Origin of the sequence: Rhodococcus sp. NPDC057529, from assembly GCF_042802055.1 — a bacterium.
GTDB lineage: Bacteria > Actinomycetota > Actinomycetes > Mycobacteriales > Mycobacteriaceae > Rhodococcus_F.
Genome location: NZ_JBHVEY010000055.1, coordinates 1 through 12,361, shown reverse-complemented (window position 1 = coordinate 12,361; position 12,361 = coordinate 1). Strand labels below are relative to the sequence as shown.

Here is a 12,361-nt window from a genome sequence, read left to right as displayed (position 1 = left end):
GTGCCCGCGGCGGTGGTGAGCATCGGGAAGAACCGGGTCGACTCCGACGCCGCCAGCAGCACCGACTTGTAGCCGGACACGTTCGCCTGCGACGAGAGCGCGTCCATCACCTGGGCGCGGGAAATCCGCGGGATCGCCTCGACGGCGAACGCCGCCACCCCGGCCGCCTTCAGCGCGGCGACCTGATTGTCCTGGTTGCGGGGGGCGAGGAACCCGATCAGGGTCTGCCCGGCATGCAACCGGCCCACCTCCTCGTCCGACGGCGGCGCGACCTTCACGATCACGTCCGCCGACCACGGGTCGGCGATCGTCGCCCCCGCATCCTTGTACAACTCGTCCGGAATCAACGCGCCCAACCCGGCACCCGATTCGACCACCACGTCGACGCCCTTGGCGATCAACGACGCCACGACCTTCGGCACCAACGCCACCCGACGCTCACCGTCGCCCGACTCGCGAACGACACCCACTACAGGTGGGGGTGGTGATTTCTGCACCTCAGACAAGATTGGTTCCTTTCTGTGCGAACCAAGAACACTCACAGTGCCGGTTCAAAATTCGTCGGCAACGCGGGCGGGTCGTCGACGCCGTCGGGAGTCCGACCACTCCTAGTGCTGGGGTTCGAGCTCCAGGTCCGGTGACTCGGTCGCAACTGGCTTTCTCCACCGGAGCACAGCCAGGGTGATCAACCCGGCGCCGACGATGAGGGCGACGAGGGGAAACCCCAGCCCAATGACGGACAAGAGCATCGCGTTCTTGGCAAGATCGTTGGCCACCGCGGTGACATCGGCGGGCGCGGTATGCAGCTTCACGACGGACAGCGGAAGAAGTGGCAGGTCATGACCATCGATCGGCACTGTGACGTACAGGCCCTGTGTCTGCGCGATGTCGAGCGGTGTTCCGAATAGCTGATCGACGGCGACACTCATCGCGTTGGTGCTTCCGAAGCCGATGGTGATCGCTTCCGGCAGCGACGTCAGTCCCTCTTGTACGGCGGGGATCGATGATTCCGGAACGATTCCGGCCTGTAGCAATCCGGCAACGAGCGCCTTGGGGAGTTGCGAAGGGAACTGCTCGAACTGTGCCAACAAGGCTGGGCTCTGGATCGGTCCTGCGGCGTCAACCTCGTATCGATTGACCTTGCGACCTTCTACGGTGTCCTCACCGGTGAATATCGCACTCTGGCCCGTCATCGTCACCGTGTCGTAGATCTGATTTCCGTCGGTCGGGGGGTTCGGCGCGAAACTGAAGGCAACGCCCTGATGTGGCTCGAAAGCCTTCTGGTCCTCTGCCGGTACCAATGTCTGCTGTTCTTGCGCGGTCAGCGGCACGGGTGAGAAGTCGACACGATTGACGGCAAAGGTGTGGACGTCCTTTTGCTGCGTGCCATCGGGGAGATTGATCGCGGTATCGGTGGTGACGATTACTGTGTCTCCCTTGGCTGCATCAACGGAGAGTCCGCGGTCCGCTGTGACGGGGACTTCGGGACCGATCAGATTCGCCAGGTCATTCGATGCGAACGCCTGTTGGTTCAGTGCGCTGATACTGCCTTCGTACCTCTGGCTTGCGGCGAAGTCGGTCGGCAGCTTGGACAGGGCCGGCAACGCTATGAATCGGACGAGCAGTGCACTCATGATCAGCAAGATGCCGAGGACAAGCCAGACGATCGAAGATCGGCGAACGGTCATGTTCGGTTACTCCTAGATGGTGTCGGTTCGTTCAAAGTCATGCCGAGCAAGCAACTTCGGAGGGATCTTGCGTGGTCGCAGCGGCCAAGTTCGGTCCCTTAGGTGAAGGCGCTGACGCCGGTCTCGGCGCGCCCGATGAGCAGTTTCTGGATCTGGCTGGTGCCTTCGTAGAGGGTCATGACGCGGGCATCGCGCATGTACTTCTGTACCGGGTACTCGTCGACGTAGCCGTACCCCCCGAAGGCTTGTATCGCGAGGTTGGCGGCCCTCACCGCGGCTTCACTGGCGAAATACTTCGCCTTGGATGCCTCGATACCGAAGGACTTTCCCTTCTCGATGAGATCGGCTGCCCGCCAGACGAGCAACCGCGCGGCGTCGGCATCGACGGAGATGCTGGCGATCATGTCCTGGATCATCTGGAACGAGGCCAGCTGGCGTCCGAACTGCCTGCGCTCCTTTGAGTACTGCACGACCGATTCGAGGCAGCCTTGGATGATTCCGACGCAGCCGGCACCGACGGAGACCCGACCCTTGTCGAGCGAGAGCATGGCGATCTTGAACCCTTCGCCTTCGCCGCCGAGCAAGGCGTCACGGGAGACTCGGACGTTGTCAAAGGCAAGCTCCGCTGTGGCCTGACCGCGCAGGCCGAGCTTTCCCTTGATCTCACGGCGTCCGAATCCAGGAAGATCAGTCGGAACGAGGAAGGCAGAGACACCCTTGGGTCCCGGACCACCGGTACGGGCAAACACCAGGCACAGGTCCGCCCAGGTCCCGTTCGTAATGAACATCTTGGCGCCGTTGATCACGTAGTTGTCGCCGTCGCGAACAGCTCGCGTGCGCAAGTTTCCCGCGTCGGATCCAGTGTCCGGCTCGGTCAGTCCGAAACAGGCGAGGACCTCACCCGTGGCGATACCGGGCAGCCACTTCTGCTTCTGCTCCTCGGTGCCGTGGGACAGGATCACCTTGCCCACCAGACCCATCGACACCGAGACGATGCCGCGTACCGCGGAATCCGCCCGCCCGAGTTCTTCCATCCCGGTGCAGTACGTGATGTGGTCACCGCCCAGACCGCCGTACTCTTCTGGGATTGTGAGGCCGAAGAATCCGATCTCACCAAGTCTTGGAATTATCGCGGTGTCCACTGATTCGTCGCGATCCCACTGCTCCCGGTAGGGCACGACTTCCTTATCCAAGAAGTCTCGTGCCAGCTGCTTGAAGCTCAACTGTTCTGCTGTCAGGGTCAAGTCCATGTTCCACCTCCGGATCGTGTGATCTGGACGATCCAGATCACACGACATCGATCGCTGCGCTCTTTCGACATCTGCCATGCCCCGTGGCAGTCAATGAGAAATTCAATCCAGCAGAGAAACTCGTACTAGCTCGCGGCCGCTCGCGCCGACACTGCTGTCGCCGTCTCAGGTGACACGCAGCCGACTTCGATCACGGCCAGTTGACTGACCACAAGTTGTAGTCGACATCAACTTCAACTTGGTTGGCAAGAGTATGCGGCTGCCACGCAGGAAGTCAACAGTCCGTTGGCCTATGCGAACTAGATCTTGAAGTTGAGGATAGTTTCAACTACTGTCGATTGTGCGCGAACGACAGAGTTGAGGACGACCGGGTCGATCTGGGTACATCGACGAAGAAACCCCGAGCCCGGTCAGCTGAGGGCCGGCAGCTTCCTGAGCGATCGCGGCCAGGCGAGTTGCCCAGCCGAGCGATACTCGCCAGTCCTTTGCGCTTTCTCGTACGCAATAATGGCGCGGACATTCGCCGACTCGGTTAGCTCCCTGACTTCGACAACCGGCGGCCCGGCTATACGTCGCTGCGTTCATCGCTCTGCAGACGTCGCCCCGCCAATCAGCGGCCACGGCCCAGCCGTGAGTGGGCGTCGCGGAAAGCGCGCTCGATGTCCGCGGTACGCCGCCGCGCGAGGAGATCTTGCAGCCTTGCCGAACAGGACATTCCGGATCCTTGGCCATGCTTGCGCCCCGGGCCCGTCGGGCACCGGGGCGGCGCCTTGGCACTTGCTCCCACTCGGACGGCTCGGTCTCATCGCACTCGCCGGACGTCAATCGACGACGAAGTGCGTCCGCTCGAAGAACCGCCCGACGCCCCGTTCCCGCTGTCGTCCGATGACATACCGACCGGGGGCGATGCCGGTGGCTCCGTGCTCGGGGTGGATGAGGTAGGCGGCAACGCGGGTGTCGAGGATGCCGAGCGCGAGGCGCCGGGGGTCGTTCACAGGCGTGGACCATGTGCACATGCCTTCGTCGGCGACGAGGCTGTGCGGGTTTCCGCCCGCCGCGCTCCGCAGCAACTCCACTCCCGACAGCAGCACGTTCTCCGACCGCGTCCATGGGCCGGGCGTGACGCCCTCGGCGACAATCGGATACGGGATCACGAGGAGATCGCCCTGGGCCTGCATACCGTCGATGACGGGTACGGATACTTCCTGGTCGAGATAGTCGAAGACATCGAGGCCGGTCAGGGCCGTGAGATCGGACAAGGTCATGATCGAATTCATGCGAGTCACCTTCGGAGTTCGGGTTTCGGATTTCGGGTTTCAGGTTCGACGAACGAGACGGGCGTAGTCGGCACCATTGATGCCATAGGTCCAGGCTGCGGCATCCAACGCCGACGAAATCCGTGTCGGCACATAGATCCCGTACCGACGCCGACGGCCGTCGCGTTCGGGAGAACCGTTGACGGCGAGCAGGATGTGATCGTTTCGGCCCCAGCCGTCTGACATCACGTAGAGCTGTAGTGTGTGACCGACATTGCCGGGATCGTCGGCTCGGTCGATCAGCGCGAGTCCGGCCTCGTCGATGTAGGTGTCCCAGCCGATGCGCTCGATCGCGCATCGGCGGACCTCGACATTACGTTCGCGTGCGATACGTTCGACCGTCGGCTCGAGGACGACCCAGTCGGGGACGATCGTCCCGTGCAGCACGAAAAGCGATCGACCGTATTCGAATTCGAGCGCAGGAACATCCGGATGATGCAATCGGCACTCGTTGTGTACACGGCCCGGTATGGGCTCGACATGCAGGGCGGTGGGTCGTTCCGCCATGACACACACGTTGTCGAACGCCCACCACCACCCGGTCGCACAGTTCAGGGCGGTATGGATGTCGAGCAACTCGAGATCGTCGGAGCGGAACCTGGCGAGCCCAATCCGACGGTACGTGTCGTAGTACCCGACGCGATGAGCTTCTTGCTGCCCATACCAGCTCACGCCACCGACGAAGGGGGGCATCAGTGTTCGTATCGCGGCAGCAGCCCCATCGAAAAGGCTCGTGCGCAACGAATCCCACACGGCGGCTCTGATGATTGCATTCGGGCTGATGCCGATGCGCGCAGAGTCGTCGGGCGACTGGGTTCGCGCGGTCTCGATGGCCCGGCGTTCGTTCGGCCAGTCGGATCTTCCGTGAGCGATCAATGCGTCCATGCGTCTGCGCGATTCGGAGAGCATGGATGCCATTCGGACGGCGACGCACTGGACTCCTCCGCCGGCAAACGACAGCGTCGTCGCCAATCCTTCGGCGGCGATGACGTCGGAGCCGGCTGGGGGTGACGGCACCCAGACGAACTCCGGCTTTCGAAACCCTGATCGCCGATACAGTGTTTCGACAGCCGATTCCGCCGTGGTGCGATCGGATGGGCGTGCACACAACCCGTGCGCGAGCCATGCGTCACGCACAGTTTCGACACCGGACACGCATTCGGTGGAGTGAACAGTGTTGTCGGTGAATGTCGCTCGGCGCCCAGCCACCGAGCGAAGCGGCGCGGTGCTCACGCGATTGTGGCGGAGTACGCCTTTCCACTAGTCATACATACGAGCGTGGCACGCGAATGCCCTGAGCGCAAGACCTCCGGCCGACCCCCGCGATCTTCCCTCGCCGACTCGGTCCAGGGGGTGGCTGGACACCACCCCCAGGGGGTCTAACACGACCCGCCCCTGCGCGCCACGATGGAGGAACAGGAATCGACAGCACCCGCACGGGCCATCAGAAAGCACACCATGACGTCGAGTAACTACAGCGACCCACCGACCGACGGATCCCAGCAACGCACTTCCTCAACGGGAGAACTCCGAAAGGGCGACTCGCAGTGACGAACTCTGTTCTCTCGTACACCGACCGTGGGCGTACCGGCGAGATGTCTCTCGTCCCGGACCACTCCCCGATCGTCATCGGCCGCTCCTCGTACGCCGACCTGTCACTGCCCGCCGATCCGGACATCTCACGCTTGCACGCCACCGTCGAACGCATCGGAATCCACTGGACCATCACCGACGACGGCCTCTCCCGCAACGGCACCTTCGTGAACGGCACCCGCCTGCAAGGGCGCCAGACACTGCACCCCGGAGACGTCATCCAAGTCGGCGAGAGCATCCTCACCTACCACGGCGAGCCGGGTACGGACTGCGGCGTCACCCACATCGGGAACACCGTCGACGTCGACATAGTTCTCACCCCCGCCCAACGGAATGTCCTTACCGAACTGTGCCGGCCATTCCACGACGGCACCGACCACCCCATCCCGGCATCGAACCGCCAGATCGCCGACGCCCTGCACCTGAGCGCCGAAACCGTCAAGACCCATCTCCGTGCCCTCTTCAGCGCGTTCCAGATCGAGGATCTCCCTCAGAATCAGAAACGCTCCCGACTCGTCACTCTCGCCCTCAGCAACGGCGTCCTGAACTAGGATTGCGCCCGGCTCCAGGCCGAAGGGGTCGATTTCCCACCCCAGGATGCGTTCCGGCGCGCGGGAGGTCCGGCGGATCCTGTTGTTGTCAACAACGTCTACCCAGTGAGGCATGCATGGATCCGATCACGGTGATTGTCGGTGGCGCGGTGGGCGCCGTCGCCGCATATGTCGTGCCGCTCTGGCTCATCAAGAGCGGTCGCAGCCCACGGCTGGCCGCGAAACGTGAGGTGTCGACGGCGATCAGCAACCGCGCGCTGCCACCGAACGCAGACATCGGGTCGTGGCGAACGCGACTGGTCGAGAACCGGCGGTCAGTCGCCCGCGGCCGCTGGGCGATGCTCGCCGCCGGGCTCCTCATGTCATTCGTCGCGCTGACCAACTTCGCCGACGAGGGTGGCTCACTCCTGACATGGGTGTTCGCCGGGTCGGCTGCTTTGTTACTTGTCGACGCGTTCGGGATGCATCGCCAGGTGAAGCAAGCCGATGCGCTACTCGCGGCGATCAGCGCAGGGCCAACGGGAACAAGGAATTCCAGCGCTGGTTGAATGGACACTCGCATCGGTGTTCGGTCGTACGGCAGCAATCGCGAATACACTGTGCCCGCAAGTACGCTCGCCGATCTCGGCGGGGCCGACACTTGCGGCAAGGAGGACGCATTCGCATGCGACGCGTCGTGCGGGCATTCTGGGGGCCTCGACCGGAGCCGGTCGAGGCGCTGGCGGGGCGATGGCGGCTGACGTTGGAACAGGTCTCGCGGCTGCTGCCGGAAGCCGCGTCGCCGGCAGGAGGCGCGTGGCGGCAGGTGGACGCGTCGGGACCGGATACCGCGTGTGCGCCGGATGAGCTGACGGCGGTTCTTCTGGTCGCGCAGGAGGCGGAGGCGTGGTCGGATCTGACGGGCACCGGGTTGCGGTTGGTGTGCACTGGTGAGGCCGGGTGGTCGGTCGAACTCTCCGGCGTGGCCGGGGGTACCCCGCAGTTTCTGCTGCAGTCGCTGGTGATGGGTGTCGACGCGCCCGACGGTGCCGTCGTCCCCGAATCCGAACTGCTCGCGATGCTCGCGTCGGTGTGGGAGCCGGACTTCGGCGACGTGACCGACGACGACATTCTCGACGCCCTGGAAGACGACGCCGGATTCGTCGTCGGCGATCCTCTGGTCGGCCGGTACGGCTACCTGTGCCCGGCCCGCGCAGTCCTGATACCCGACGGACTGGAGGCGAGCCGTCGAGCCGTTCCGGACGGCGGCGTGCTTCTGCACATCGCAGCCTCGGGCACGATCGACACGGTGGTCAGCGTGTACGAGCGGCTGCGGGACGCGGGCGCACTCGCACCGCTCCCACGGCCGCTGGACCGGCCGACGCTGTGAGGTCGCGGACGGCCGCGCATGTCAACCGAGGGCTACTCGCCTTCGGGTTCTGCAGTCCTCGGCTGCTCCGTCTGCTTGGGTGCAGCCGGCACCCATTCCCGCAGTTGCTGCACCACAGTTCCATAGAACGCGTCCGCCGAGGACGTCACGCTGCTGATGAAACTCGCCGCCGTTCCCGACCTTCGGCCGCTCATCGGGAATGACTGCTCGAGGCAGAAGGACACGATGTCTCCGGACCGGCCGGCGGTGAGCACTTTCGGATCGGCCCGCACCGCCGCGATGTGCTCGCAGGCTTCATTCCCACGCTCGGAGAACACGGCCTCCACCTGAACGTCGCCGGGGACCTCCTTGAGTTGCCTGAGCAGCCACGACAGCCGGCGACCGGAGGTTCCCTCGTTCGGTGCCTCCACGGTGGTCCGGCAGCGGATCTTGTTGGTCCGCACATCCGCGATCATCACCAGATCACCCGCAGTCTCCGGGATCCGCAGAACCGCCTCGAACACGCCGTCGGCCGCCAACCGCTCGGCAACCGCCGCGTTACGGGCCACCGGATCGGTGCTGTGCCTGCGCGGCAGGACGTGCTTCACGGCGACCCCCAACTCGGCGGTCAGTCGCAGCGCGAGATGCCGGGACAGGGACACCCAGGTGTCGGCCACGGTGAGGGCTTTCTGGTCGCCGGCGCGCAGAGTGCCGGCGGTGACTGCGTCACGCACCGTGACCCAGTGCCGACCCATGTCGACGAACTCGACCGCCCCTGACCGCGGATGGTCGAGGTACCGCAGGAATTCCGCGAGAACCCACGCCTGCAGATCGTCGTCGATTCCGCCATGGGACAGCAGCATCCGCGCCTCGTGCGCCACCTCCGCCCACGACAAGTGCCGTAGAGCGACCTTGGCGAGCTTGCGCCGATCGACCTCCACCGGCAACTCCCCCGCGCTGGCCGGGACGTCGTTGGACAGACTGACCACCACGTCGTACTTCTTCTTCCGAGCTACGTCGAGATAGTTCTCCAGTTGCTCCTTCTTCAGCTTGCCGCTGCCGGTCTTGACCTCGAGCAGACCGGTCCACACCCTGCTACCGCGGGATACCTTCAAGACAGCGTCGGGAATCACCTTCGTCTCGCCCCGCTCGTACGCCACCTCCACGTAACCCTCGAACGCGCCCGTGGGAGCGCCCACCCGCGCACACACCGCGCGTGCGAACGGACGCACCGCTTGCATCGTCGCGATCAGTGCGGACGTGGCACGTCGCTCCTGCTCCTCACCCGCGCCGACACCGATGACCGAGAACAACCGGGCCGGCTGCCAGGTGTCCTGTTCGGCGAGACCGAACACGAGTGGCTTCGACTTCTTCACCGCCCGCTTGGCGGTACGGACACCCCGGGTCGTCGCTTTCCGTGGTGCGACCGGTGTGGTGGGCAGTTCGGGCACCAATTGCGGGGTGTCGGAGTCGACCGCCACGACGTCGTCGGAATTCTCGCTGTCGGCTGGCGCGGCGGCGGGTTCGGGGTCCGGGTCGTCGTCGATGTCGACTCCGAAGTCCGTCGCCAACCCCGCCAGCCCCGAGTCCCAGCCCTGCCCGACCGCACGGATCTTCCAGTCGCCGTTGCGGCGATACACCTCGCCGAATACGAACGCCGACTCGGTGGTGGCATCGGCAGTGACATACTCCGCCAACGTGTGCCCGGCGCCGTCGACGACTCGGAGGGCGAGCTTGCCGAGGTCACCGAACCCGCCGACAGCGACACTGCCTCCGAGGGCAACGGTGTGCACATCGTCCGGCACGGCGGACAGGTCGATCGCGATCCTCGCCTGCGCCCCCTCCTCGGTGCCGCTCGTACCCAGGAATCGAATTGACCCATCGGTCGACTCCGGCTGGTTGTAGAACACGAAATCGGCGTCGGAACGCACCTTCCCGTCCCCGTTCAGCAGCAGTGCAGACGCGTCGACCTCGATGTCCGACTCGGTCCACCCGAGCACCACATCGATCTGCTCCACATCAGCAGGCAGGGTCAGGTTCTGCCCCTTGGACAGCATTGGAAGCTCCACCACAACCACCTTCGTTCGACCCGGAACCGCAACAACCCGTGCGGCGGGACAGGGCCTGTGCCGACAACCGACGTCCGTCGCATCAATTGCGCATACTAATCGGTTCGTTTCGCTTGCGGACACCACCTGGCAAACATCGTGTCGCCGCGGACACCCACGGCGTCAGCGGGACGACACACCCCTCGATGCACTGTCAGCTGCGTGAATGACATTGCAGACCAGCCGAAATAAGAACGGGTCTGACACGACCGGACAACAGCGGGCTCAGCGTTCAAGGCCACGCCGTCGATGATGCACAGTCCGCCGGCTACCGTTGAGCGGTGCTCGGGTAGCCGTGCACATGGCCCCGGAAGCACAGGGCACTGACGGTGGCGGCCGAAGGAGCCCGGGGTGTCGGCGTGGCGGATCTCGCCGAGATTCGAACAGCGATCCGACACGCTCGGTACGTGCGAAGATGCGTTCATGCCTGTCGAGGATCACGATTAGCCCGCGAGTGACAGTCGTCCGACGGCGGACGAGGGGCCGTTCACCCTGGCGGTCGACGGCGAGGTCTTCACGGTGAGGCTCCGTGCACAGGAGCCAGGCGCCTGCGACTATGACTGGGAAGCCGGACCGAACTAAGGGTACGGATTCTCCAGCTTTCACCGCGTCGCGTATTCCAGCACTCAAGACCGAGCAAATACTCCATCGGCGTACCAGCTGGACACGATCGATGAGCATCGCGAGTCGATTCGCGACTTCCTTCGTCAGATCGACCCCGAAACCGGCTACATCGGCGACTAGAACACCGTGCGCCCGAGCGCCGAGGACATGGGCGGGGGCCACCGATCCGCCTCCGGCACAATTCGATCCACCGAGTGTCCGGTACTCATCGTGTCGGTGTGCGAGTTGGTTCAGTCCGGAACTGTGCGTGCGGACAGCGTCGAGCCGGTTAACCTGGACCTGTAGGTGATCACCGATATCAAGGAGCCCTGTGCGCAAGCGCCTTTCGTTCGCGACCGGCGCAGTGGTGGTTGCCGGTCTGGCAGCGGGGGTGTTCTTCAGCGCTGCAGCCTCCGACCTCATTCCTGCCTCCGTTCCCGATGTACCTGATGGCGGCGCAGAAGATATTGGACCGACGCCAAGCCGAGGAATCGTCCGTAGCTGGGACATCGAGGGTATGCAGGGCGTTATCGACGGAGACGATATCCCGGGAGGATGCCACATCCTGTTCGCGGCGGTCGCAATAGACGGATTCCCCGCACTGTCCACGGGACAACAGGTGGAATTCGAATGGTATCGCGACGAACAGTCCGAGTCGGGCTTTCCATATGAATGCAGTCGGGCCTGGCCGGCCGGAGAGCAGCCCTATGACGAGCCGGAGGCTTTCAGCTCAAGAGCGTGGACGGTCCGGGCGGACGGCACCGTCGAAGAGATCACAGAGACGGATCTAGCGGAGCCGGTTCCAACCCTGCCCCGTGTCACCGGCCAGGCAATGGGCACCGTGCAGATGTGGAACGACGAGGAGGGGTGGGGCGTCATTGACTCCGCTCAGACACCGGGCGGTTGCTGGGCCTTTTACAGCGAAATCGTCGGAGATGGGTTCCGCAGCCTTGTTGTGGGTGCCACCGTCACGCTCGACTGGGAACAGCTAGCCGATCAGGACGGCTATCGGTATCGGGCCACACGCGTGGAGCAACACGGCGGCTAGTGCGTTGACCGCGAACGTTGGCCGGGGTGGGTGACACATCGCTGAGAATCCGGCGGTATGTCCGGGGATTGCTGCACTCTCGAGGGCAGTAGTCTGCGCACACTCGCCGCCTACCTGGCCGACAACCCGGGTCGTGGGGATCGGGCGCGAGCGGCTGCGACAGATCCCGCGTGCGCGTGGAATCACGTTCCAGCGCACCCGCACGTGGTAAGAGTCCACCGACCCGGACAAGGACGCGAAGCTGGACCGGATCGAGCAGGTCACCACCGAGCACCCGGACCGGTGCTTCGCGTTCGACCAGTTCGGCCCGTTGTCGATCCGGCCCTGCCACGGATCGGCGTGGGCACCGCGGTCCAAGCCGCATCGGCTGCCCGCGACCTACCGCCGCACCCACAGCGAATGCCAACAACTCTGGGGCCGACCACGGGCTGGCGCAGCCGCGGCTTGACCGGTGAACGTTCGTGGTCAACGCACTAGCACCTCAGTAGTTGGCGGCGAGACAGTGACCACTCAGTCATCGACTGGCGGTCAGCTCATGAGGATTCGAAGCACACATCTCAGAAATGCTTTCTGCGACCCGAACCGCCAGATGATCCCGGCCCGGAGTCCCTCGGACGGAGGATGTTCCACGCCGATCGGTGCAATGCCACTGCTGCGCCGGTCAAGTAGCGTCACACCATCACCGACTTTCATCGACACCTCGAACAACTCGACCGACACCTGCAGGCGGCATAACCCCCTGCCAACTTATGAAACCGACCACTAGTGTGCCGGTCCGGAAATCTTCGCCATATATTTGGTGAGGGAGTCGAGGATCTCCTCCGCGGTCTTGCGCCAGACGAAGGGTTTGGGGTCT

The 12,361-nt window shown here is 64.2% G+C and carries 9 protein-coding genes and 1 pseudogene; 4 read left to right on the top strand and 6 right to left on the bottom strand.

The annotated features are described in order from the left end of the window. The 5 genes and pseudogenes from ACFU5V_RS42745 to ACFU5V_RS42725 all read right to left on the bottom strand — a co-directional run. A pseudogene (locus ACFU5V_RS42745) lies at positions 1-506 on the bottom strand (NAD(P)(+) transhydrogenase (Re/Si-specific) subunit alpha); the annotation flags it as partial. 102 nt (positions 507-608) lie between these two features. Further along, a complete protein-coding gene (locus ACFU5V_RS42740; protein ID WP_378707435.1) occupies positions 609-1,688 on the bottom strand; it encodes a porin PorA family protein in 1,080 nt (359 codons plus the stop codon). A 98-nt stretch (positions 1,689-1,786) separates the two neighbouring features. Beyond that, a complete protein-coding gene (locus ACFU5V_RS42735) occupies positions 1,787-2,938 on the bottom strand; it encodes an acyl-CoA dehydrogenase family protein (RefSeq protein ID WP_378707433.1) in 1,152 nt (383 codons plus the stop codon). 821 nt (positions 2,939-3,759) lie between these two features. After that, positions 3,760-4,215: a hypothetical protein gene (locus ACFU5V_RS42730; protein WP_378707431.1), complete on the bottom strand. Its 456-nt coding sequence runs from the start codon at positions 4,213-4,215 to the stop codon at positions 3,760-3,762. A 39-nt stretch (positions 4,216-4,254) separates the two neighbouring features. Then, a complete protein-coding gene (locus ACFU5V_RS42725; protein ID WP_378707429.1) occupies positions 4,255-5,487 on the bottom strand; it encodes a DUF6745 domain-containing protein in 1,233 nt (410 codons plus the stop codon). Between the two features lie 314 nt (positions 5,488-5,801). On the opposite strand from ACFU5V_RS42725, the gene ACFU5V_RS42720 reads away from it, so the two are divergent. The 3 genes from ACFU5V_RS42720 to ACFU5V_RS42710 all read left to right on the top strand — a co-directional run bounded on the left by ACFU5V_RS42720 (position 5,802) and on the right by ACFU5V_RS42710 (position 7,767). Further along, positions 5,802-6,398: an FHA domain-containing protein gene (locus ACFU5V_RS42720; protein WP_378707427.1), complete on the top strand. Its 597-nt coding sequence runs from the start codon at positions 5,802-5,804 to the stop codon at positions 6,396-6,398. A 116-nt stretch (positions 6,399-6,514) separates the two neighbouring features. Next, positions 6,515-6,946 (top strand): hypothetical protein, encoded by a 432-nt coding sequence (locus ACFU5V_RS42715; RefSeq protein ID WP_378707425.1) that lies wholly within the window; start codon positions 6,515-6,517, stop codon positions 6,944-6,946. Between the two features lie 116 nt (positions 6,947-7,062). After that, the gene (locus ACFU5V_RS42710; protein WP_378707423.1) at positions 7,063-7,767 is read left to right on the top strand and encodes a hypothetical protein; all 705 of its coding nucleotides are present in this window, start codon (positions 7,063-7,065) and stop codon (positions 7,765-7,767) included. A 32-nt stretch (positions 7,768-7,799) separates the two neighbouring features. On the opposite strand, the gene ACFU5V_RS42705 is transcribed toward ACFU5V_RS42710, so the two are convergent. After that, positions 7,800-9,815: a TerD family protein gene (locus ACFU5V_RS42705; RefSeq protein WP_378433435.1), complete on the bottom strand. Its 2,016-nt coding sequence runs from the start codon at positions 9,813-9,815 to the stop codon at positions 7,800-7,802. Between the two features lie 973 nt (positions 9,816-10,788). On the opposite strand from ACFU5V_RS42705, the gene ACFU5V_RS42700 reads away from it, so the two are divergent. Continuing rightward, positions 10,789-11,505 (top strand): cold-shock protein, encoded by a 717-nt coding sequence (locus ACFU5V_RS42700; RefSeq protein WP_378433434.1) that lies wholly within the window; start codon positions 10,789-10,791, stop codon positions 11,503-11,505. Positions 11,506-12,361: the final 856 nt, after the last annotated feature.